The following is a 23,857-nucleotide window of genomic DNA, read 5'->3' on the forward strand; positions in this document are numbered from 1 at the left end:
TATTATATTCGAGACAAGAGATGCCTGTCAAGCAGAAAAAAGGACTGTTTGTCTCTCAGCGAGCAGGAAGTGCGCGTCTTGCGCCTGCTCTCGGTCGGGCGTTCCAATCCCGAGATTGCCCGTGAGCTGTTCATCTCAATCAATACGGTCAAAATTCACATCCAGAGCATCTATCGCAAGCTCAATGTGCACAACCGCCACAAGGCCGGTGAGGTGGCTCGTGCGCTGGCCTCCTCTAGTCCTTCGCTCACCCAACACAATCATCCCATCAGGTGAGCACAACTTACCCACTCGCGCCATACACTCTGGATAGCTTGAACGCAGAGAGGAAAACGGAAAGATGCAATATCGTATCCGTGTGCAAGGGCATCTCGATCCAACCTGGCAAGCATGGTTTGAGCAGCTCACCATTCAGCATGAGCCATCGGGACAGACATTCCTGTACGGAACACTCCCCGATCAGGCCGCGCTCTATCGCATTCTGCTCAATACTCGCAGGCTTGGTCTGGTGCTGCTCTCGCTGGAAACAGAAGAGCCTCCACAGGCAAAGAAAAGCCCTGAATAAGGAATATCCTCCTGCTACGGACCTTCTTGTTTTGCGTGCGTTTGGAAGTATGGCGCAATCTCGCTATCAATCTCTGCACCAAAAAAGCCAGTAAAGACGCATTCCCTATTTTTCACATCGAAAGGAATCCAGATATGCGAACCCTACCGCATCACGTACCCTTGATAGCGGGATGGAAACGCCCGGGCAATGGTTATTTCCGTGCTTCAGCCCGGAACCTGGAGCAGAACAATGTATACACTTCTACCAAAAGAAAACATTCAGCTAAACGCAACGGCCTATCGCTTTCAGGGACGTGAATACGGGAATATTCCCCTCTCGTTCTTCTGGGTCCTTACGCCGCCAGGCAAGGGCCCGGATATGCACGTGCATCCATATAAAGAAATCTTTGTCCTGCTTCATGGTCAGGCCACCTTTACTATCGGGAACGAGACACTCATCATTCATGCAGGCAACGTCGTGATTGTCCCTGCCAACACGCCACACCAGTTCAAGAACTCAGGAGAAGAGCCACTTCAGATGCTCAGCATGCATCCGAGTGAGGCCGTTGTTCAGGAATTCCTCGACCGTTAACCACACACAGACAGGAAGTGCCAGCGCTGACACTTCCTGTTTTTTGGCCTCCACATATTTTTCACCTTGACCAGAGAGCACCCTGCATGGTACAATCTGAATGTGATCTTGATTAGTTGATCAAAAATTTGAACGGTCAATCAAAAGCAAAGAGGACATCGAGAGAGTTCGTACAATGGATGAGAAAAAGCGAGACGACAAACCATCATTTATCACGGAGGCTCGAAGGGCACAGATTATTGATGCCGCCATCACCACGCTGGATGAGATCGGCTTTGCGAACGCCAGTCTGGCCCAGATCGCCAGAAGATCAGGGATCAGCACTGCGCTCATTTCCTACCACTTCCATGACAAGCAGGATCTGATGATTCAGACGCTGCAAGCGCTCCTTATCGCAAGTACTACCTATGTACAGGAACGCGTGCGCGCGCAGAAGACACCTCGTGAGAAGCTTGAAGCCTTTATCACCGCCAGTCTGGCCTATCAGGGAACGCACCCCAGGCATAACGCGGCGCTCGTGGAAATCCTCTTCAATGCACGCACACCGGACGGCGTCCCCTTCTATAAGCTGGATGATGATGAGGCGGACCCGCTGAACCACGAACTTCAACAGATCTTGCAAGAGGGACAGCAGACAGGAGAGTTTCGCGCTTTTCATGTCGTCGTTATGGCAAGCGCCATTCGTGGAGCCATCAGCGAATATATGCTCACGCCGAACCTCCTGCGCGCTGTTGACCTGGAAACCTATACAACCGAATTAGTCACCATCTTTCATCACATGATTCTTTCGGCACCCTGAGAACCACCAATGCGAAAGGGATACCTATGCATCCATTCAACGACACGCTTGAACAGGATCAGCTTCCGTCCGAGGAGCGCATTCATTACGCAAAGAAGGTTTTTTTTGAAGAGCAGACGGTTCTCTACGCACTTCTGCTTGTCGGGTTGATAGCTCTTCTCGTCTGGCATACGCTGAATCCGCAGCTCACATTCGTCAACTCTCTGCTCCTCCATCTCTTGCCGAGCATGGTCAGCGACATGCTCAGACAGCATCTGTCAGGGCCGCTGCAATTGAACAATCCCGGCCTCTGGCGCATCATTGATTACCTTGTCGCGGCAGTGCTTGGAGTCCTCTTCCTGCTGGCCTGCCTGGAGAGCATCCACAACTCTCTTAACCCACACGCTCAGTTTCTCATCTTACGCCCGGATGGCTTCACGCTCAAGATGGACGAGAAAAAGCCAAAGGTCATCGAGTATCAGGCCCTGTCTGATCTCTTCGTCGATACCAGCAAAAAGGATGAGCTAAAGGTAGTTGTGGTCCACAAAAAGACGAATGAGGAGCAAGAAATCACGCTGGATGGGCGCTTTGGAAAACCCCAGCGGTTGTCTCGCGCTATCCTGAACGACTTTCAAGCCTATCAACAAACGCAGAAATAACAGAAAGGGACCACTCGCCATTGGTGGTCCCTTTTCTCCGTTATGATTACTGCTACGCCTTGAGTCCCGTCATCGCGATACCCTGAATCACGTAGCGCTGAGCCAGCAGGTAAACGATCAGCACAGGCACGATTGCGATCACCGAGCCCGCCATAACCAGCGTCCACTCGGTCGCATACTGGCCGCGAAACTGGTTCAACAGCAGCGGCACCGTGAAGTTCTCGGAGCTATTGAGCATAATCAAGGGCCTGAAGAAGTCGTTCCACTGACTCAGGAACGCGAAGATTCCGAGCGCGGAGAGCGGCGCCTTCAGCAACGGGAAGATCACCCGCCAGAAAATAGCCCAGCGGCTCGCTCCATCGATGATCGCGGCCTCTTCCAGCTCGGTCGGCAGTCCCATGATAAACTGACGCATCAGGAAGACGCCAAACGCGCTGAAGAGCGACGGCGGCAGAATCAGCGAAAGCAGATTGTCCAGCAGATTCAGCTCTTTCATGGTGAGAAAGATCGGGATGATCGTCAACTGGAACGGGATCATCAGCGTCGCCAGAAACAGGAAAAAGATGATATCCCGTCCCGGGAAGCGCAGCCGGGCGAAGGCATAGCCCGCCAGCGAACACGTGATAAGCTGACAGAGCGTGACCGTCACCGCGACAAGCGTGCTATTCCAGTACGCGAGATGGAAGGGAAGCGCCTGCAATGATTGCGGATAGTTCTCCCACATAATCGGGTTGGGAATCCATGTCGGCGGGATACTGAATGCCTGCTCGGTCGACTCAAACGACGAGACCAGCATCCACAGGAACGGCGCGACCATAACGACCGAAAAGACGATCAGTATCACATGCAGTAGGATGGTCAGCAATAGCCCGGAGCGCCGTTGTTTTGGTCTGGTCCGCACGCTCGCAGCGCCCTCATGGTGTAGTGCCTTTTGCATCTCCCTTTTCTCCTCCTTACATTTCGTAATGCACCCAGCGGCGCTGAAGCCGGAACTGGATCAGGGTCAGAACCATCAGAATCAGAAACAGAATCACAGCAACCGCGCTTGCGCTCCCATACTGGGAGGACTTAAAGCCCAGGTTATAGATGTGATAGACCATCGTGTAGCTATCTTTCCCGGGGCCGCCATCGGTGAGAATAAAGGTAAGATCAAAGACCTGAAACGAGTTGATGACAGAGATGACCGTTGTAAAGAAGATCGTCGGCGTCAGCAGGGGCAGCGTCACCCGCCAGAAGGTTTGAAAACGGTTCGCGCCATCGATACGCGCCGCCTCAAAGTAGGTCTGCGGAATGCCCTGCAAGCCCGCCAGGAACAGCACAATGTTGAAGCCCAATCCCTGCCAGATACCCACCATCGCAAGTGAGGGAATGACATATCTGGAATCGGTCAGCCAGCCAATCCCATCAATATGAAACCAGCCCTTCAACAGATTGTTAATCAGGCCAAGATCACTGTTGAGCAGCCATGACCAGATCACACCCACCGCGACCGAGCCCGTAACATAGGGCATAAAGTAGAGCAGACGATAAAACGACTTGCCCCGCACATTGTTCAGCGCCAGCGAGAGCATCAACGCAATAAACAGGCCAATAGGCACCGTCAGAACTGTATAGTAGACCGTGCGCGCCAGCGCAATCCGTAGATCCTCACCGGTAAATTGATCGATGAAATTCTGAAAGCCAACGAAGTGAATGTCTCCGAGCCCGTCCCATTGGGTCAGGCTCAGAACAAATACCGAGATCAACGGAAAGATCGAGAAAACCAGCATGCCGAGCAACTGCGGCAGGATAAAGGTATAGCCCCAGAAGACTTCTTTCTTCTCCTTCTGACTCCATCCACGCCGCTGCTTTTCTGCAACCGCCTTTCCATGCAATTGTACATCCATCCGGGTAGCACCTTTCCTCTTCAAAAACGTGCATCTTCTTCAGAAACACGCTATTTGATTCTTTCCATCGCCTGCTTGATGCGCGGGTTTGCTTTGGAGGCGAAATCGGCCAATGTGGTCTTGATGTCCTTACCCTGAAGCCAGACAGGATCAAGGGCGGTCTTAATATCGTCTGTGAGTCCGGGAGTATTGGCCTCAGCCGGGAAGAGTGCATAGCCTGCGGCGCGGGCGTCGAGGAGGTAGTGCGCATGCTCGGGGTCGTTGCCTTCGGTCACCAGCGGATCCAGCTCTTTTGAGCTAAGCGAGGGGACGGCATTTCCATTACCCTGCAAGCGGAAGTGCTGTCCATCTTTTGACACAAAATTGGTCAGGAAGTCGAACGCCTTATCAAGCAGCTTCGTCTTCTTATTGATGACCATGTATGCCAGCGCAACCGGTGCGGGTGCGATCTTGCCAGTCGGCGACGGATACGGCACACAGTCATAGCGCAGGCCCTTCGAGAGCTTAAAGGTTGGCAGATTCCAGCGTCCTACCGCGATAAAGCCGGTCTGACCACTGATGAATGCAAGATCGGAGCCCTGCCCCTTCGGAAGACTGCCCGCATAGACAACCACCTTCTCGCGGACCCGCTGCGTCAGCCAGTTCAGCGCATCCATTGCTTTCAGATCATCCTGGACGATGAGATCACCATAGCCATCTTTATCGTAGACTTTGCCGCCATTGACTGTACACCAGGCCCAGTAGGCCGTGGATGACGATTCCATCACATAGCCGTACTTCTTCTTCGCCTTGATCCGCTGTATCATGTCATCAAAGGCCTCACGCGTCCATTTCCCTTGCTCGAACAGGTCGGCGGGCATCGTGGTGATTCCGGCATCTTCCAGCACCTTCTTGTTATACCAGAGCACCAGCGGGTTACAGTCAACGGGCACACCGTAGATCTTGCCGCTTAGTGTCTTTGCCGCGCCCCACAGGCCTGCCTGGAAATCAGCTTCCTTCGACTTACTCTTGTCGCTGTTGAGCAGGTCGGTCAGCTCAACAATGGACTGGTTGGCCACCAGCTTTCCGATGTCTCCATCACCGACATAAAAGACATCCGGCCCCGCGTTCCCGTTCAGTTCGGTCTGAATCTTGGTGAAATAGTTGTTGTTCGCAGAGGGGATAAAGTTGTAGGTCACATTCGCATTGTGGGTCTTGTTGTAGTTCGCGGTGAAATCTTTGAAACGCTGGATCTCGCCTGTATTAGCCCAGTTTGTCCAGCGAATATCTCCGCCTCCGTTTCCGCCGCCGCCGCCACAGGCTGCCAGCAAGGTTTCAAGGCCTGCAACGGAGATACCGAGCGCCGCTGCTCGCTGCATAAAGGCCCGACGATTCACTGCGTTCAGTGGTGTGCGTTGAGACATATTCATGATTTCTCCTCCCTGTTCCATAGGGTCTTTCAAATACTCAGATCATCCTCGTTCTGAGGAAACGCATGTCTGCTCTCATCCAGATCCTTCTCTGTGAGCCAGAAGACATGCTGTCAAGCTTATGTGACGTTGAGGAAATGAATGAAACGCTTGTATCAAGCAGTAAACGATTACCGCTTTCTCCAAACAACGACGATAGGACCGGAGATCCTTCTTCTTCTCCTTTCGCTGTGAGCAAGCATGAGCTAATCGGGAAATGATGAAGGAATGGGGAAAAGCGATGGCGGGTCATCCAGCGCATAGAGCGGGTTCATATGAAGCAAAGTCCGATATTGTTGAGTGATCCACGGTGACAGAGTGAACGCAGGAAAGAGCCGACGCTGCATATTCAACCTCCATTGGTTCAGAGCGACTTATTTCACTCACTCAAATATGTTATTGACAACTGTACCTGAAAATTTGCTCCATGTCAATATATTTTCTCCCGGGGGAAAATGCCGTCCGGTTTGCTCGCACTCCTGCATAGAACCCGTTCTTGCTTTTGCCCATCTCTCAGACACACTCTTGACAAACTGGACGGACAACACAGTATACTTATTTCTGTGAAATAATAAAGTTTCGCACAGAATCAAGCCCTCTCATCCCACACCTGTGGATACACGTTCTTCAAGTTTCTGCCAGAAGAGAGAAAAGAATCAGCGAGGGCTTCTTTTCTGCTACATGTTTGCAAGTTGAGCTATTCTTTCGCAAGTTGAGGCAGCCCCATACACCAATCAATGGAGATGATTTGAGCACTATGGGAGAGGAAAAAGGTAGCAATGACAGTACCACGCACTGGAAGCAAGCGCCTGTTACGCGATCTCAATCAGAGCATTCTCTTCAATCTGATTGCAGAGGAACAGGCTATTTCACGCACACGGCTGGCCGAGAAAAGCGGGCTCCCGGCAGCCACCGTCACCCGAATTATCAGGGAGTTCATCAGCGCGGGTCTGGTCATCGAAGTGAAAATCGAGGCCTCGAGTGGAGGACGACGACCTGTCCTCCTCAGTATCAACCCTGCCGCTGGCTACACGGTCGGCGTCAAGCTGCGCGAGAACGGGATGACGATGACCATCTGCGATCTACGCGGCTCGATCATTCGGGATTGTGAGCAGACATTTCCCGGCGGCACGTCCCCGCAACAGGTCATCGAGTGCATCTCGATGACCATGAAACAGCTTGTAAGAAAGGCGGGGCTCTCACTCAGACAGATTCTTGGCCTCGGGGTCGGGCTCGGCGGCCTGATCGACTCTGAACACGGGATTTGTCGCTATTCTCCGCTTTTAGGCTGGCACAACGTTGAGCTTGCTCCAGCGCTGCAATTCCGGCTGCACGTTCCGGTCTACCTTGACAACGATGTCAACACGTTGGCGATCGGGGAACGTCTCTTCGGGCAGGCACGCGGGACACAGAACTTCTTGCTTATCACCATCGGGCGCGGCATCGGCATGGGCATTATTATTGATGGCAAGATCTATCGCGGCAAGTATGGAGGTGCCGGCGAGTTCGGACATATGACCATTGATCTCAGTCCTGATGCCCCGCGCTGTACCTGTGGCAAGCGGGGCTGCCTGGATGCCGTCGCCTCGTACTATGGCATCCTGCAAGCGGCAACGCACCGTGATCCAGGCTACCGGGTTCGCGAGGAGATCACCACCCTCATCGAGCAGGCCCGGGCAGGCGATACGGCGCTTCAAGCGATCTTTCACCGAGCAGGTGAGGCTCTGGGAATCGCCATCGCGAACGTGATTACCCTGTTTGATCCTGAGCGCATCGTCATCAGCGGAGAAGGCATTCTTGCCGGGGATGTATTGCTCAAGCCGCTGCAAGAGGCTATTCCGCCGCATATCTTCGGTCCGCCGCGCGAGCGCGCTCTGATCTTCACACCGATCAAGGAGACCGATTGGGCGCGGGGAGCCGCCTGCCTGATTTTGCAGCGTGTCTTTCAGCCGCCCATCTACGAAGATGACGAGTACATTCATCCGTTTGATAGCCTGCTCACACAGCGAACCAGCAGGTAGGGGAACGGAGTGTTCCCGAGCACGAACCTACGCCTGTGGAATGATTGGCAACACGACAAACGAAGGATGCTCATGGTCGTGCAGGATCGTCTGGTGCGCGGTGAGCAGCTCCGCATCAGCACCAAACTCGTGGCCCGTATTGGGGTTGCGATCCCAGCGCGGGAAGCTGCTGCTCGTGATATCCAGGCGAATACGGTGTCCCCGCTTGAAGAGGTTGCTTGTCGCCCAGAGGTCAATTTCATACTGATAGAGCTTTCCGGGCTCGATCAGTGAGGGCTCCTGCCCTGGATGCCGATAGCGTGCGCGAATGATGCCATCCGTCAACGGATACGCGGTTCCGTCGGGGAAGACATCGACCAGACGCGCCACAAAATCGGTATCCCGGGCGCTTGAAGCTGCCCACAGCGTCACCTTGATCGGGCCTGTCACTTCTACATCTTCTTCAAGCGGCGCCGTCGAGTAGACCAGCACGTCATCTCGCCGTTCAAGCGGGCGCTGGTCGATCGGCCCACAGCGCCAATCTGGCCCCATGAGAAGTGGCCCGCCACATGTCGGCACCGGATCGCGAGGATCGTAGCTATAGGAATCGGGCTCCTCATCCTCGGGCAACGCGGTATTCAGCGTGCCATCACCGTGCAGCGTGTTGGCATGCCCGTTGCTATGCAGGTAGAAACGCGTCTCGATCGCGCGCGCAAGCGGCCATTCCTGCTCGTCACGCCAGACATTCGCGCCCATCACAAAGAGCTTCACCGGAGCCTCGTTCGGCATCTCCGCTCCCTTCAGTAAGCGATCAAACCAGCGTAGCTGCTGTCCCATCAGATCGGCATTCGCGGCAAGCCCGAAATTGCGATCACCCTGCACGCTCGACGAATCAAGGTGCGTCCAGGGGCCAACGATCAACCGCGCCTGCCGGGCCTCTTCAGTGCTCCCATGCATCCGCAGGAAGGTGAAGTTGTCAAGCGTGCCCTGCAAAAAGATATCGTACCAGCCCGCGATATGCAGCGTTGGCACCGTCACTTCTTGCAGGCGATGGCGCGGGGAAAGCTGCTGGAGCGCCTCCCAACGGGGACCATGCCGCAGCACGTCCAGCAAGAAACCGCCCCGTTCCTCGGGTGCAAAAGGCGCATAGTCCTTGAGTGGAAGCGAGGTCACACCATCGGACAAGCGGTCAATATCGGTACTGAGCCGCTGCACCTGGGCGGCGAACCGCTGTGCATCTCCATGCTTGCGGTAGTTGCGCTCAAACGTATCGAACCAGAGCGGCAAGCGCCAGTAGCTCAAGAAACCCAGTTCCAGCGCTCCCCCACGAAACAGGAAGCCATCGGTGATCTCGAACCAGGTCTTCGAGGGAGCAGCCGCTTTCAATCCCAAGGGCCGCTGAAACAGCGCCGCAAGCTGCGTAAAGCCGAAGTACGAAATCCCATACATGCCCACCTGCCCGTTACTGAAAGGAAGCGAGGCCGCCCACTTCACCGTATCCTCGCTATCAAGATGCTCATGGGCGAGGTTATTTATATCCCACTCGCCTTCCGAGGCAAAGCGCCCGCGTACATCTTGCAAGATCACCACATAGCCCTGTTGAGCCGTGCGCACCGGGTCCAGATCAATCAGGACATCCGCCCGGGGGATATCTTTGCCATAGGGACTCCGCATCAGCAGAACCGGCCAGCGGCCTTCTGCCGGACGGTAGATCGTTGCGCGCAGCGTAGTGCCATCGCGCATCACCGCAGGAACATCAACCTCAACATGAATATTCCTTTCCATACTCCTTTTTCCCTCTTTCTGTATCGAATGAAGGACGTCAGTTTGTCCTTATGAAATGCTCTATTCAGATCGAACCAGACGCGTACACCAGAGGGTCAGGGCCAGTCCGAGCACCACAAAGATCAGTGAAACCAGCGGGACCGCCTGCACTCCTCGCGTCAGGGCCAGCCCTCCCAGAAAGGCAGCCGCCGCATTTCCCAGATTCGAGGCGGCAACATTGAACGCTGAAGCCAGACTGGAAGCCTCTCCGGCCTGCTTGATCACGATACTCTGGATCGGAGCAATCGTCGCGAAGCCCGCACACTGCCAGACAAATAACGCTCCCACCGCAATCACCTGACTGCTGCCCAGGAACAGGAAGAGCGTCAACAAGAGCAACTGAAGCATCTGCCAACCAAGCAGAGAAGGATACAACCACCGGTCGGCCAGACGACCACCGAGCAGGTTTCCACAAAATGAGCCCACGCCGAAGATGAGCAGCAGCACGCTGACTATTGCGGGCGCAAACCCCGAAACCTGCTCCAGCAGCGGGACAACATAGGTCAGCAGCGCGAAGATACCACCACAACTGGTCACAGTCATCGCCAGCGGAAGCAAGACACGCCCACGGAAGAGCTGCCCGAGCGGCACGCGTTGCGGCTGCAGCTTCGTTGCCGGGAGCAAAAGCGCGATAGCCAGCACCGAGAGGATTCCCAGTCCCGTCACGACCAGAAACGGCATCCGCCAGCCGAACTGCTGCCCGAGCCATGTTCCAAGCGGCACACCGCCCACCGTCGCCACCACAAACCCGCCAAACACCAGCGCGATTGCCTGCGCCTGCCGCTGGGGAGCCAGTTGAGCCGCGAACACGTAGCTTTCGCCGAAAATGATCCCATGTACCAGCGCCGTCAGAAAACGCACCAGCAGCAGCGCGGGATAGTCAGGCATAACCAGATGCAGCGCGTTCCCGATGACGTAGAGCAGGAGCGCCCCCAACAGGAGCGGCTTCCGGGGCAGGCGGCGCGTTCCGAGTGCCAGTAGCGGCGCACCGATCACAACCCCGAGCGCGTAACCAGACACAAGCATCCCTGCCCCCGAGAGCGGCACATTCAGATCATGCGCGATATCCGGCAAGAGCCCGATAGGCAGTTCTTCTGTCATGCCGATAGCCGCCGGGGCAAGGGCCAGCGAGAGCAGCGCCAGGCGGTTCATCAGTGGAGAGACAGGGTTGACAACCTGCTCGGCTGCCTCTTCCTGCTTCATCGCCCCACCTCCTTCACCACCGGAATCTGCACTTCCGCGATGCTCGGTGCTCCCTCCTCATGGGTCAGGAAGATCTCGCGACGCGGCCAGCCCTCGACCATCTGATAGGGATGCGCCTCGATCCAATTCGCCAGATCGGCGCTGGCAGAACAGGTGCTATGCAGGTGGCATTCATGCATGAGCGTAGCAACCTCGGGCAGTGCCGGGAGCCGATGCACCGTGATTCGCTCGGTTTCGCGTACCTTTCGTGGGATCGGACAGGCCACCTCAAGATCAGTGGCATCCTCACACTCCTCACACCCATGCCAGAGCACCAGATGCGGGAGATTCGCTACTGAAGCGACGCCATGATGCACGAGATAGGCGTCAAGCTCCTCAATCAACAGCGGGATCGAGGACGCAGCCGTACGTACCCGGATAGATGCTACCAGTTGTTCATCAACTGATTTCAGCACGACCTCTTGCTGTGCGACGGCGCTGCCCTCACGCTCAATCTGACGCAGCCGCCCCTCGATCCGGGCAAGCCGGGCCTGCTCTTCCGCGATCAACTCTTGAAGCTGCGCCTGCTTGAGCCGGAACATACCCCGAATCTGCTCCGCTGGAACCTGTTCATCCAGCAGGCGCACTATCTGTTGCAGGGTAAAGCCCAGATCCTTAAAGGCCATGATCCGATTCAGTCGCAACAGTTGATCAGCCGTGTAGTAGCGATACCCGGTCCAGGGGTCGATATGGGCAGGCTTGAGCAAGCCAAGCTGGTCGTAGTAGCGCAGGGTCTTGACCGACACCTGACTGAGCTGTGAAAACTCGCTGATTTTAAACATTTCAGAGCGCCTTTCTAGCGGTTTCAGATCACAGCCATACTATAACCTTCCAGTCCAGAGGAGAGTCAAGAGGTCTTTTTGAGCAGTGGAAAGGTGAGCACCAGCAAGCTTCAGCGGCGCTCACCTCCACTCTTATTTCTTCAGGCGCTCAAACAACAGCGCTCGCTCGGCGTTATTTCTGACCACAACCACCTTGTCCCGGTAGGGCGCAAGGTAGCGGCGGGCAAACTCTGCGGTCAGCGGGATCTTGAACGTGTACCGCTGAAACCGCTGGAACACGCCCATCACGTCAAGTGGCTCCACGTGATTGCTCTGTTCTTGAAGGCACTGCTCCATCAAAGTGCGTTCGGCAGGGCTCATGCTGCTGCGATAATAGATCCATGTCCCCTTGAATAGCGGCCAGAGCTGCTTGAGGGTATAACGATTGGTTCCATGCAGACTCTTATAGAAGTGACGATAGACAATACGCCATGCCGCCACCTGCCAGGGAACTTCAAGCACAACAAGCAGATCAGCCGCGTCTAGCAGCGGATCGTTCCCGATAAGACCGATATTTTCGGTAATCCAGTCGGATCGCTGTGCCAGCTCAAAAAGATACCTGGTGTTTGCAAGCGTCTGCTCATCAGTTCCCCACCCGGCTGGCAGGATATCGAGATCATAGCAGGGGATATGAAACCGCTTGGAGAGCTGTTCCGCAAGGGTCGTTTTGCCGCTGCCCGGGCCTCCAAGAATATGGATTTTCATTGTACATTGCTCTTTCTGGAGAGAAAACAGAGAACGAGAAAAAAGGGGGAGAATGTACCAGCACTGTGCAGGAGAAACACCGCACCCGACAGGGAGCAACTTCTTGCGTTCGTGTTCAAGGAGAAAGCCAGGGGAAGCTGCTAACAGAGCACCGCCGCGCTGAACAGCAGAGAATATCCGTCACCCCGGGGCGACGGCATCGCTCTTCAGTCACATTTGCTGGCACTTGTTAGCGCTGGTCAGGCATAGATACTCCTCTTCAAGAAAATACATGTTTTGTCGAGTATAGCAGAAGCACGCGTGAGCCGTCAAGCAACTGGAAAAGAGGCCCGCTTATGAGGCACAATACAAGGAAAGCAGACACCCAGGAGGAGTTGTTATGAAGGTCAAACTTCCGCTACTTACGCTCGAGATCGGCGGGCTGTTCGTCATTCTCGGGCTGGTCCTCTTTCTTGCGGCGGGCTCGCTTCTCTGGCCTTCGGGCTGGATCTTTCTGTTGCTCTTCTTCGGCTTCACGCTTGCCCTGAGCCTCTGGCTGCTCAAGAGCAATCCCGACCTGCTCACCGAACGGATGACGGGTATCGGCAAAGCCGACCAGAAGACCTGGGACAAGATCTTTTATGTGCTTGCGAACCTGCTTTTTCTCGCCTGGCTCGCTGTAGCGCCGCTGGACGCCGTCCGCTTCCATTGGTCGCAGATGCCGCTCGTGATCCAGATCATCGGCAGACTGATGCTGTTGTGCTCATTCTATCTCTTCTATCTGGTGTTCCGCGAAAACAGCTATCTCTCGCCTGCCGTCCGTGTCCAGGCCGATCGCGGGCAGACCGTCATCTCGACAGGCCCCTACAGCTACGTGCGTCACCCGATGTACGCGACAGCGCTGCTCTTTCTCGTCGGGGCCACTCTGCTCCTCGGCTCATGGTATGGGCTGCTGCCGGTACTGGTGCTCTTTCTCGGGATCGCGGTTCGGGCCGTGCAGGAAGAACGCACGCTGCAAGCAGAGCTTCCGGGCTATACAGACTATATGCAACGCGTTCGCTATCGCTTCATCCCCTTGCTCTGGTAGCGCTGATCTCTGGCCGGACGCCCGCTTCAGGACACCCGGCCAGCACGCCTTAGCTCCCGACGTTGACATTCTGAACGAACCAGAGCAAGAGCCCGGGATGCGCTCGACTTCCAATGATGCTGTCGCGCAGGCTCTCCGCAACATGCCTTTCAACCGTGCCTTCATGTGCCAGCTTGTTCCGGTTCTCGCTGACCCTCTCCTGTATCATACGCTGAACCACGGCTTCAAAGGCAGCAAGATCTCCGCCAGAGGCTCGCACGCGCCTGCAACACGTCTCCCAGTTCTTCCCTGCTTTTTGACGATTCCTGTAGAAAAAGCCGAGCGTCCCGAGCGTGAACCCGGAGCGACCAAGCGTATAGTCATTCTCACATGGATAATAGAACCGCCGCTTCAGCTCCATTTCCAGACAGCGACAGAACTGGATCGCGGGCGCAGTCCAGTCGGGGAGCGTGACCCCTTGCAGCATCCTCCAGACATATTCACCACTGACCAGAGACTTGCGGCTCTCCTCCGAGAGACAATTGCGGTTCGTCTTCCAGTATTCGCCAAAGATCCAGCGCTTGAAATTCTCATCTATGTCCGAAGTATCGCCAAAAATCCCAACGTATTGCTCGACCGCTTGCCCGACCACGCCAAGAATGTGGTCCCTGATCCGTTCCGCTTTCTCCTCATCTCCCTGTAAGAGGGCCTCCTTCAGCCGCGCCGCGTTCGACTGCCGAAAATCGCGGATCTTCTCCATCAGTTGCTCATCGGTGAGCGAGCGCATCACGACCGGCGGCACGATTGCCTGCCCGATCACATGGCATACCCGTGGATTTCGCAAGCAATCAACCTCGGCATCGACCAGATCAAACACCTCGTCACCGATATGCGCCTTGCGACACAGGATCAGCCGGCCTGGCGCCCGATACGCGCTCGCATTCACCGTATCAGGATCGAGCCTGACCCCCTGGCAACACGGCGCGGGGCGCTCTGGAAGCTGCGCCGTTGCCATATCGATGACCGCACGAAGCCGCTCTTTCAGTTGCGCTACTGGCATCGTCGGGACCAGACGATAGAGATGAACGCATTGCTCCCGATCCGCGACGTAGCGCGACTCACCAGGGCGGAGCGTGCGTGTGACCTGTTGTGGCTCCTCGGGCTCCGCAAGCATCGGGAAGAAGAGCGCCCCGACCTTCGCACCAAGCAGCGTCATATCACCAAGCAGCTTCTTGATCGGCAAATGGGTATCCGCCGCCTGATCGCCCGAATAATATTTCGCATCGAGCAGCACAGGGGGCTCACGCCAGATCAGCCGCCCCTGATGACGCACCTCCAGCGGCTCGGCACGCTCAATCACATAATCTGGTCGGGTGGGCGGAGCATGATCCCAGATCGCTTCATAGGAGGTCACGGTGTCCAGTTGCCGATTGTACCAGAGCCGAAACTGACGCCCGTTCCAGCAAAACAGACACTGCATCTGCTCGTCGCTCAGGCGCACGCTCGGCGTCAGCAGCGCCCCCTCCTCATGCAGCAGATTGAGCAACTCAAGCACAATCCAGAGCTCATAGAGCCAGGCGTCAACCTTCTCATCCTGCCGCTCACTGGTAAGCGCGAGGGCCTTCTCCGGCTGCGCCATACGCCCAAAGCGAAACCGGGTGAAGCGCTCCCACCAGGCGAGCAGGTCCCGATAGGGATTCGGCCCGGGCCGCAGATGCGCCTGTACGTCCGAGATCAGCAGCGGCAGAGAAACGCCAGCCGCTTCCGCCCGCAACCCGAGAGAAAAGGGGGCGCTCAACTCCTTCGCAAGCACTTCCTCCGATTGCGCCAGAAATTGCCGCTCGGTACGCGTCAGCGCCTCATCGCCCTGCAACTCCTGGCGGACGCGCTGCAATTCGGCCTGCACTCGTTGCAGTATCGCCACCATCAGCAGGTTTTCGGGGGTCCGATAGCTCCGGTTGCGCAGGCGCGTGACAAAGGTCACCGGCGGCTGACCGGGAAACGTTGCCAGCGTCTCTTCGATCGTGCGCGGCCAATCGATCTCGCCCCGCGTCGGCGCATCCTCTTGCAGCATCGTCTGCGTCGTCTTCAGCGTGAGTTGCCGGGTAATGCGCGGGAGAATGTCATCCAGCAGCTCGCCGCACATCGTCCGCAGCTTGATGTAGAGATCATACTGTTGCAGGAGCGGCACCTGAGCGATCGCGGTTTCGGTCAGAAAGGTGCGAAACTTGCGATAGAACAGCGGCCCATCGTGCAGCAACAGCAGCCGCACAACCCGACGCTGAAGGTACTGCGACCATTGGTGCATCTCGGGTATCTCTGGCATGCAAGCCCCCCTTTTCTAGAGTCCGCGTTCCGCTTTAAAGGTCCGCAAGCGGCGAGCAAACTGAGGCAGAGGCAGCACCGCTTCACCCAGATGGAAGCAGCGCGCAAGCTTCTCCGACGGCACAACAGGCGGTATCTGCGCGGCAATCTGATCAATCTCGCCCTCGGAGAGCAGGGGTTCACCGTTCTCCTGCTCAACACTGCCAAGCGCCAGCAGATGCTTCATCAACCGGCCCGGAGAGATCCCGGCCAGCTCCTCAAGATGACGCTGAAAAGCAGGGGCGAACGAGCCGGACACCTGATTGAGATAGAGTAGAAAGACGGTGATCTCGTCGGGCAGCAGGACCTGTAGCTGATCGGCGATGGTGTCGCACAGAGCGGCGTCAAGCGCCTCCTGCCACTGTTCCACAGTCGAGTATTGCTGCAAGAGGCCCGGAATCAAGGTATGCTGAAACAGCGCGATCGCTTGCGCCGTGCCAAGTTGCCGATACACGCGAATAACCTCAAAGAGCCGCCATGCCGCCTCAAAGACCTGCTTGAACGCCTGCTGCACCTCGTCCCATTGAAGCTGATAGTGCCCGTCCTCATCAAGCTCGATGGTGACATGATCCAGCCAGTAGAGGGAACCATCCTCGTTCAGTTCGATCACGTCGGGGTTGAGATGCTGAATCCGTTGCAGCGCCTTATAGAGCGCGATCGCTTGTTCAGCAGCACGCATCGAGCGCGGTGGCGGCAGGATCTCGATAAAGGAGAAGCGACGTTTCAGCGCCTCGCTCATCTGGTTCAGGTAGTTGCGATCGAAGCTGTTCAACGTGCCGATGATACGAAAATCCTTCGGAACTGGCAGCTCGTCACTTCCAGCCTTCGTGGGCACTCGCAGCGAGCTCACGCCGCCAAGCGTTGTCAGAGCATCACCAAGCGCCTGATCGATAGGAGCGCGGTTAAATTCATCGATGACCAACCAGAGCCCGCGATAGAGCTGCTGCTTCTCGCCCGCGCTGCTGACTACCGAGACCAGCCGACGCTGCATGACATTGGCCCGCGTGATCAGATCCTCTTCTTGCACCGACCAGTTATGCCGGATCGTCGAGACAAGATGGCCATAGCGAAGCTCATATCTGATCCCGCTTTCCGTGCTGACCGGCACCAGGTTCCCCATCAGCGTCCGTGAGCTCCAATCGTCGGTAGCCGTGACCAGCCGCGTGGCGTAGGCGGTTGTCGTTGGCTCATCCCCCTCGCTCCGCCAGAGGATTTCCGGCACCCAACGGGCCAGCTCTGTTTTGCCGGTTCCCGGAGGCCCGGTCAGGATCACGTGTCCGGCCAGCAGCGCATGATAGAAGCGCCGCAGCAGCTTTTCATCAACCAGCACATGCCGCTGCACCTCGCGAAGCAAGCGAGCAAGCGCTTCTTCTGGCACCGGACGCAGCGCCTCATCCTGAATGGTAGGGATGACCGGCTGTGGCGTCTCCCCTGCTGTGGTGTCCTGTGGCTCTTTGGGCGGCTCCGACTCCTCTTCGAGATCGCGTGCATCTGGCTGCTTGACAAGCCGGGGCTTCTGAGATTGCTCTACCAGCCATTGTAGAAAATCCTCAACCGCATACGGCTTGTCCAGCTCAGGAGCCACGTTAACAAGATACTCGAAGACCGCTCTACAGTGTTGATGATCGTCAGCCTCATGCACCACAATTGCTTTTCCAGCTACCTTGAACCCCTTCTGCAACCCCTCAGGCAACAGGCCTGCCTGCAAGAGCATGTAGATGCTGTAGCGCACCGAGGGATAATAGAGAATAAGCTTTCTCTCAGGATAGAGCCAATGGCCGAGCAAGGAAATAATGGGCGCACTTTTTTCCGGGGCGACAATCGTATTACCCGGCTTCCCTTCTCTTCGCAAGCGCTCGCGATCTTGCACTAAAAAGTGATAGAAACGCTCTATTCGCTCTCCCTCATTTTCTATATCTATATGCGCTATATAATCTCTTAGATTTGCTTCAGGTAGAGGAGTTTCAATGCTATTATGATGCTTATTCAGCTTATTCAGCTCCATCATAAAGCCTGTGCCCGCAGCTCCCCAGTGTCTTTGTTCCCGGGTCGTCTTATCTAGAAGCGGAACAAAAGTAGACAGATTGAGCTCTACATTCACAAACTGGCTCACCAGACGGTGCAGTTTGGGTAAGCTCTCTTGCCGCTGCTCAAGCTTCTCCTGATACTTCTGTTGCGCGCTGGCATCTTGCAGATATTTCTCAATGAGTTCGCGTAATTTCGCTTCACGATCTTCTTCCATGAAACGACACTCTATCTCTTTCTATCGCTATTACTGCGAACGCTGCTTGAAAAAGGCCAGATCATCACGTGTGATGGTGGGAACCAGTACCGAGCGATCCAGATAGCGATTACCACGCTCACACGAGGTCTCAGGTGCAAACAGGCAGGCGTGACAGGCCGCTCCATGCACGGTACGCTCATCGGCTCGCGAACGATCGATCTGCTCCGCACAGAGCGGGTCAGAGGCGCAATAGCCCATCTCTTCTAGCGCGCTGTAAAGATAATACTCAAGGTTCTCGCCCAGGCTTACCAGGCCGCCAAGCGTTCCCTCACTGTCAGAAGCTGCGGTGTACAGCAGAATGCCAGCCATCGACGTACCATCGGGAGCGCCTGCATAGATCCGCTCGCGAATGCTGGCCGCCGCATAGCCACATTCCAGCGTTAACTGACGCATCAACGCGTGCGAGAGCGTGTGCAGCAAGACATAGCTCAAGCCGGGAAAGTTCTCTTCCGGCTCCGGGAGGCCGCGACGCTTCCGCCATTGCGTGTGCAGCCCGAAGAAGTGCGCTTCGTGCTTGCGAACAGCATCCCGTTCCAGCCAGCGCTGAATAGCCTCCTCATTGAACTGAATAAAGATTCCCTCGCCTCGCACCTCGCTGGCCGGAACCCAGGTTGTCGGCTTCCGCGAAATCGGCGCGATATGGTCCCGGGGGATTTTCTCATCTTCGGCGTAGTCGCTCAGCGATTCCAGCCGCGTAAAGCCAGTGAGCGCACGTACTTCCTTCAAGCGCTCGATCAGCACCACCTTCTCGATCTGCTCTCTATACTCCTCCGGGAACTCCGAGGCCTGCCTGATCTTGAAATCCGGTCCCTCCGGGGCGCTCTCGGGATGTGAAAGCACCTCCCACTCGGGCACCTTCAAATCAGCTATTGTGATCTCTCGCTCCTCAACAGTATCACCGCGCCGCTTCTGAATCGCCTGCCAGATCTCTTCATCGCTATAGTCAGCGTAATAGAGCGTGTACCTTCCGCGAAACACTCGAATGTGGCCCTGTTCAGTCACAAGTTGCCAATCTTCCCAATGTTGTTCAATCAGCTCGTCAAGGCCGAGGACGGGCTTTGGCAGCGAGAGCGCGGAGAGCACCAGCGGGAACCACGAGTTCGAGGCCGAAAGCAGGATCGGTTTCGCCTCAAGCCGACACCCCTTCTTCTCGTAATCCCACAGATGGGGGCGACGCCCACGGCACACCGGCGTATAGGCACGCTTTTTCTCATCTTCCTTCGAGGTAAATGCCTCTAAAAGCTGACGGTTGGCCTGACAGGTCATACATTTTACCCAGATGTCAGTGGTTTCACCGGTCGCGCCCCGCTCCTCCAGGTACAGTTCAGCATTGCAGGCACGCTCACCATGCAGAAAGTCATACCACGGGAAATCGTCCAGATGCCCCGCCTCACAGGCAATCATAAAGCGGGCCGGGATCACCATCGGGCCGGGGCCTTCCCTCTTTTTGCTACAATTCTTATGGACATAGCGGCTGCGCTCGGGACGCCTGCGATCTGGCTCCCAGTCGAACTGCTCGACCGGGGCCAGCCTGTTACAGAGCGTACAACGCATATAACGCGGGAACGGCACTACAGGCACACCGTGCTGAATATCCCCGCGTGGGCGAGAGGTGTCACCGGACAGCGGTGGCGTCAGGAGCTGCTTGACCTGTCTCCCGAGCACCTTCTGCACCGAGGCAAGCAGTCGCTCTTCATGCAATTCCTGCACATCATGCGTATCCCAGTGATCGAGTCCCAGGATCATCGTTGAGATATGCGGTAAATCGATGATAGAGCCAACCCCATAGGTATAGATCAACTGGCTCGGGCGCACATCCCCGACATAGTATCCTTTTCGATTATCCTTCATTCGGCGCTCTCCCCCTCCTGACCGGTAAGGGTCATATCTTCTGTCAGATCCAACATCTTCAGGTGCACGTTTGGCTCCACCGAGCGCAGCGACGTCGGACACACAAACAGCGGGTCCGTTTCGCCCGGCTTCGGCATCTTGATAAGCGCCTGCTTGCCATCCCGTTTCAGGCTATAGTCCAGGACCGAATGATGAGCAAGCTTGCGCCAGTATCGTTGCAACACGTCCAGATCGTGGCGGATCCGCTCCTCTACGCTGCTGTTCTCGACCGCATTGGCGCGTCGCACAATCGTCTCGATTGCCCGCTGAAACAGGGCGTCACCCTCCTCGATCACGGTTGCCGCCTTGCCGTTCTCGCTGTACTCCGTGCCGCTCAGCCGCACCAGACTGATTAAGAGAGCCGCCAGCCCGCGATCTAAGGCCCGGGGCGCAAACGGCGTCACCGAGGTCGCCTCGACCTGCTGATAGAAGGTTGCATGGTAATGCTCGAACTGCTCGAAGTGCGAGAGATCACGCGGGCGCGTCCAGTTATACACCACACAGACCAGTCCGGGCGTGCTGCGGCCCACGCGGCTCGTCGCCTGAATATATTCCGACGTCGTTTTCGGCTGGCCGCCAACCACCATCAGGCCCAGGCGCTTCACATCCACGCCGACCGAAATCATATTCGTCGCCAGCAGCACATCAACGCGCCCCTTCCCATCGAGCGGGTACGGTTTCTCGATCTTAGCCAGCAGCTTCGGGATATCGCTGGAATGCCTGCGCGAGGTCATTTCTTCCACGACTGGCCGCCCCATTCCCAATTCTTTTGAGTAGGAGCGCAACCGGGTGCTCACGTCATCGTCGATCAGGCGGCGCATGCCTCCGAGCTCACGCATGGAGTTGAAATAGCCCACAAGCGTCAGCCAGGGATCAGCCGCCTCACCATATTTGAGGAAGAGCCGATGCGCCGCGATCAGGAAGGCCAGATAGACGCGAATCAGCGCCGCCTTCATGCGCCGGCCATTGGCGCAGACTCCCATATAGAGCCTGCCATACTTCTCTTCAAGCGGGCGCTGGCGAGCAAAGAAGTTGTCCTTGCTATCGATGCCCTGAGGCGGGAAAACCTGCACCTTGCGCATAAATAGCGACTGCACCTGATAATCGGCTCGACGAATCGTCGCGGTGGCGGCCACCACCTTCGGGCGCACCTTTTTCCCGTTCACCTCCCAGGTACTCAACGCGTCAACCGCCGTCTCGTAGAGGCCAACCAGCGTCCCCAGCGGCCCTGAGATCAGATGGAGCTCGTCCTGAATGATCAGGTCAGGCGGACGCAGCGGCGCGTGCCATTCCGATTCAACGGCGGGATAGTCTTTCGCCTTGCGATGCTTATCGTCATCCTTCAGGTCGGGCGAGCGGAAGCCGTGCCGCGGACAGCGCTTGTCAACCTGTCCGAAGAGCATCTGTGTCGCGCCATTGTGCGGCAGCATCGCGAATTTGTCGACTGTGGCGATCAACAGCGCGGGCAGCAGACGATAGATCTCTTCATCGACCAGCAGCACCGGAAGCCCTTCTTGCGGGGCCTGTCGCTTCGAGAAGATGCACCTGCCGGTCTCATCGCCGCAATAGATCAGGGTGCGCCCGCGTCCCTTCGCGAACGTCTCCACCTCGATATTGACACGCGGCTGAATCTGGCAACCACACCAGGGGCAATGGGTGAGCTGCTCCAGGCTCCCGCTGCCTGATGGGTAGCTCCCGCTCTTTTCATCGGTACAGATTCGTGCGCTCTCCTCGGTTGTGTTCGGGGTTGAATGGTTGCCCACCCAGAGCCCCAGGCGGAACGGCGTCTCGCCCCAGGTCTCCGGCTCGGTGCGCCGAATCACCTCACAGGCACAGATCAGGCCCGCCGCGCGCTGGAACTGTTGCAGCGTCAGCAAGCGCAGAGTATAGCGCATGATGACCGCCACGCCATCAAGCCCGGAGCGCCCGGCCACCTCGCCCTGAAGCCGCCGAATCGCCAGCGTGTACGCGGTCAGGCCCAGATAGGCTTCAGTCTTACCGCCACCGGTCGGGAACCAGAGCAGGTCCGCGATCGCCTCGGGGGACTCGCTTCTGTCCGGGTGCTCAGGATTGCTGAGCGCGGGCAGGTTCAGCAGGATAAAGGCAAGCTGGAAGATACGCCACGAGCGATTCTGTTCAATATTAAAATCGATCAACTGACACTCTTTCCCCTGCCGGCGCGCCTCGGAGTAGAGCGTATGGATGCGCTGCAACCACATCGCCTTATTCATGAACGCGAAGGCTTTCGCCGCGTCGGCATCGGTCCCCAGCAGCGCCACGCCCTCCCGAATGCGCTCAAGCGTCATGCGACATTGCTTCAACGCGTTGGACGCCACATCCTCAAACCCGCTCAGGCGATGCAAGCCGGGATTGGCAACGCGGTCTTCCTGCTCCTTGATCCAGCGCTCATAGGCCCAGCAGAGCGGCTCAAGCATCTGCGGAAGCTCTTCCGGCTGCGCTTCAGCAAGCTTCTGCATATCCAGGACCAGCCCTTGCAGCGCGGGCAGCTCGTCCACGCCGGGAGCCTCGGTCTGAGCCACCTCGTAGCGCGGAATAAAGGTCGTCGAAAGCTTGATCGCACAGGTCGGGTCCAGCTTATCGGTCTCAGCATGCACGCTGACGCCGTGGCCGATCGCGAAGCTGACCTTATCGCGATAGAGCATGGACATCGCTTTCATATCGTCCGTCTCGCGCGTGTTGGGCTGCTTGCGCTGCTGGAAGAACGGGCGATGTTCCGGCTCCTCGACGATCAGTTCAGGCTGGAAGATCCAGGCCCGGTCACGCAGCTTTTTCGGCTCCTCCTGCCCGTTGACCAGATAGAGCGTCACGGTCCAGTTGTATTCACCTCGCCGAACCAGACCCTTGACGTAGACGTTTGGCTGTTCCGGATCGGGGACCCAGGGATCAATCTGCCCCTCGCGCAAGGGAAGCAGCTTCGACGTGCCGCCGCGCGGCTGGCGCTTCCAGACCATTGCGGGGCTCCCATCTTTCTGCGTATAGGTTTCGCTCTGGATCCGCGTATACTGGGCCCACCGCGCGGTGATCAGCAGCGAGCGAGCCGCGAAATCAACACAGAAGCTCATCCCGATCGACGAGGGCATCAGGGTCGGCGTTTGCGAGGCATCTTTCTCCTCGGCCCCCTCGTCAGCGCCCTCTTCAGCCGAGTCGAGCTCATCGATCTCCTCGGGCAGGCTCTGCACGTTATCCGGAGCCAGTACGCCAACCAGATAGTATTCACGCACACGCGTTTCGGAGGGGGGAATCTCCTCTTCCGGCCCCCCACGCGGCCCGAGCAGATCTCGCATAACATGTTCAATCAGATCATCCCGTATCTGCTTCTGTGACACGGGCTCGAGCACCTCGGGCGGCCTCTGAGGCAACACTATCCCATCCTCTTCCTGAAAATCGAACTCCTCTTCGGGTTCCGGCGCCGGCTGCCAGACTTCCGGGGTGTCGTAGGTCGCCTGCAGCATCGGCTTGCGCACTGTCGGTTCGGCGTCTTCGTCCTCATCTTCCAGCTCCTCCAGCCGATCCAGGGCGCTTGCAAGAGCCTGCTGAACGGCGGGAGACATGCTCTCTTCGCCGATCAGCTCCGAAACCTCATCGAGATGGACCCCACGCAAGAGGGTCAGTAATTGGGGTTGCGTGACCTCCGTGACGGCTTCCCAGTTCAAGGTGATCTCGCCTCGACGAAGGCCAGCGTTGAGCGCAACAAGGTCAACCGCGTCCAGTTGCGGTGGGAGTTGAACTATCTGCACCGTTGCATCCTTCCT

19 protein-coding genes are annotated in these 23,857 nt (G+C 56.9%); 7 read left to right on the forward strand and 12 right to left on the reverse strand.

Features of this window, described 5'->3' with window-relative positions; genetic code table 11:
- Positions 1–48: 48 nt before the first annotated feature.
- From EI42_RS15955 to EI42_RS15975, 5 genes are all read left to right on the forward strand, one after another.
- Positions 49–276 (forward strand): response regulator transcription factor, encoded by a 228-nt coding sequence (locus tag EI42_RS15955; protein WP_170142671.1) that lies wholly within the window; start codon positions 49–51, stop codon positions 274–276.
- A 64-nt stretch (positions 277–340) separates the two neighbouring features.
- Complete coding sequence (locus EI42_RS15960; RefSeq protein WP_111323620.1) at positions 341–565, forward strand: hypothetical protein; 225 nt, start codon at positions 341–343, stop codon at positions 563–565.
- 231 nt (positions 566–796) lie between these two features.
- Positions 797–1,138 carry a cupin domain-containing protein gene (locus EI42_RS15965; protein WP_111323649.1) on the forward strand — a complete coding sequence of 114 codons (342 nt, stop codon included), beginning with the start codon at positions 797–799 and terminating at the stop codon, positions 1,136–1,138.
- A 175-nt stretch (positions 1,139–1,313) separates the two neighbouring features.
- Positions 1,314–1,937, forward strand: a complete 624-nt coding sequence (locus tag EI42_RS15970) for a TetR family transcriptional regulator (RefSeq protein ID WP_111323621.1) — start codon at positions 1,314–1,316, stop codon at positions 1,935–1,937.
- Between the two features lie 26 nt (positions 1,938–1,963).
- Positions 1,964–2,575, forward strand: a complete 612-nt coding sequence (locus EI42_RS15975) for a hypothetical protein (RefSeq protein WP_111323622.1) — start codon at positions 1,964–1,966, stop codon at positions 2,573–2,575.
- 52 nt (positions 2,576–2,627) lie between these two features.
- On the opposite strand, the gene EI42_RS15980 is transcribed toward EI42_RS15975, so the two are convergent.
- The 4 genes from EI42_RS15980 to EI42_RS32575 form a co-directional block, all read right to left on the reverse strand.
- Positions 2,628–3,512, reverse strand: a complete 885-nt coding sequence (locus EI42_RS15980) for a carbohydrate ABC transporter permease (protein ID WP_111323623.1) — start codon at positions 3,510–3,512, stop codon at positions 2,628–2,630.
- Positions 3,513–3,528: 16 nt separating this feature from the next.
- The gene (locus EI42_RS15985; RefSeq protein ID WP_111323624.1) at positions 3,529–4,461 is read right to left on the reverse strand and encodes a carbohydrate ABC transporter permease; all 933 of its coding nucleotides are present in this window, start codon (positions 4,459–4,461) and stop codon (positions 3,529–3,531) included.
- Between the two features lie 50 nt (positions 4,462–4,511).
- Positions 4,512–5,864 carry an ABC transporter substrate-binding protein gene (locus EI42_RS15990; RefSeq protein ID WP_246046256.1) on the reverse strand — a complete coding sequence of 451 codons (1,353 nt, stop codon included), beginning with the start codon at positions 5,862–5,864 and terminating at the stop codon, positions 4,512–4,514.
- Between the two features lie 251 nt (positions 5,865–6,115).
- A complete protein-coding gene (locus EI42_RS32575; protein WP_170142672.1) occupies positions 6,116–6,256 on the reverse strand; it encodes a hypothetical protein in 141 nt (46 codons plus the stop codon).
- 432 nt (positions 6,257–6,688) lie between these two features.
- On the opposite strand from EI42_RS32575, the gene EI42_RS15995 reads away from it, so the two are divergent.
- On the forward strand, positions 6,689–7,930 hold the full coding sequence (locus tag EI42_RS15995; RefSeq protein ID WP_111323626.1) for an ROK family transcriptional regulator: 1,242 nt from the start codon (positions 6,689–6,691) through the stop codon (positions 7,928–7,930).
- 27 nt (positions 7,931–7,957) lie between these two features.
- Here the strand turns inward: EI42_RS15995 and EI42_RS16000 are convergent, their stop codons facing one another.
- The 4 genes from EI42_RS16000 to EI42_RS16015 all read right to left on the reverse strand — a co-directional run bounded on the left by EI42_RS16000 (position 7,958) and on the right by EI42_RS16015 (position 12,501).
- Complete coding sequence (locus EI42_RS16000; RefSeq protein WP_111323627.1) at positions 7,958–9,694, reverse strand: CocE/NonD family hydrolase; 1,737 nt, start codon at positions 9,692–9,694, stop codon at positions 7,958–7,960.
- A gap of 60 nt (positions 9,695–9,754) precedes the next feature.
- The gene (locus EI42_RS16005; protein ID WP_111323628.1) at positions 9,755–10,936 is read right to left on the reverse strand and encodes an MFS transporter; all 1,182 of its coding nucleotides are present in this window, start codon (positions 10,934–10,936) and stop codon (positions 9,755–9,757) included.
- Positions 10,933–11,757 carry a MerR family transcriptional regulator gene (locus EI42_RS16010; protein ID WP_111323629.1) on the reverse strand — a complete coding sequence of 275 codons (825 nt, stop codon included), beginning with the start codon at positions 11,755–11,757 and terminating at the stop codon, positions 10,933–10,935. The genes EI42_RS16005 and EI42_RS16010 overlap by 4 nt, the downstream gene beginning before the upstream one ends.
- A 132-nt stretch (positions 11,758–11,889) precedes the next feature.
- Entirely contained in the window at positions 11,890–12,501 is a 612-nt protein-coding gene (locus EI42_RS16015; protein ID WP_111323630.1) for a P-loop NTPase family protein, read from the reverse strand.
- Positions 12,502–12,880: 379 nt separating this feature from the next.
- On the opposite strand from EI42_RS16015, the gene EI42_RS16020 reads away from it, so the two are divergent.
- Positions 12,881–13,567 (forward strand): methyltransferase family protein, encoded by a 687-nt coding sequence (locus EI42_RS16020; RefSeq protein WP_111323631.1) that lies wholly within the window; start codon positions 12,881–12,883, stop codon positions 13,565–13,567.
- A gap of 49 nt (positions 13,568–13,616) precedes the next feature.
- Here the strand turns inward: EI42_RS16020 and EI42_RS16025 are convergent, their stop codons facing one another.
- The 4 genes from EI42_RS16025 to drmA are packed head-to-tail and all read right to left on the reverse strand — an operon-like array spanning position 13,617 to position 23,842.
- Positions 13,617–15,872, reverse strand: coding sequence for a hypothetical protein (locus tag EI42_RS16025; protein ID WP_111323632.1), 2,256 nt, complete (start codon positions 15,870–15,872; stop codon positions 13,617–13,619).
- 15 nt (positions 15,873–15,887) lie between these two features.
- The gene (locus EI42_RS16030; RefSeq protein WP_111323633.1) at positions 15,888–18,152 is read right to left on the reverse strand and encodes an AAA family ATPase; all 2,265 of its coding nucleotides are present in this window, start codon (positions 18,150–18,152) and stop codon (positions 15,888–15,890) included.
- 30 nt (positions 18,153–18,182) lie between these two features.
- Complete coding sequence (drmB, locus tag EI42_RS16035) at positions 18,183–20,045, reverse strand: DUF1998 domain-containing protein (protein WP_111323634.1); 1,863 nt, start codon at positions 20,043–20,045, stop codon at positions 18,183–18,185.
- Entirely contained in the window at positions 20,042–23,842 is a 3,801-nt protein-coding gene (gene drmA, locus EI42_RS16040; RefSeq protein WP_111323635.1) for a DISARM system helicase DrmA, read from the reverse strand. The genes drmB and drmA overlap by 4 nt, the downstream gene beginning before the upstream one ends.
- Between the last annotated feature and the right edge of the window lie 15 nt (positions 23,843–23,857).

The organism is Thermosporothrix hazakensis, assembly GCF_003253565.1.
GTDB classification, from domain to species: Bacteria; Chloroflexota; Ktedonobacteria; order Ktedonobacterales; family Ktedonobacteraceae; genus Thermosporothrix; species Thermosporothrix hazakensis.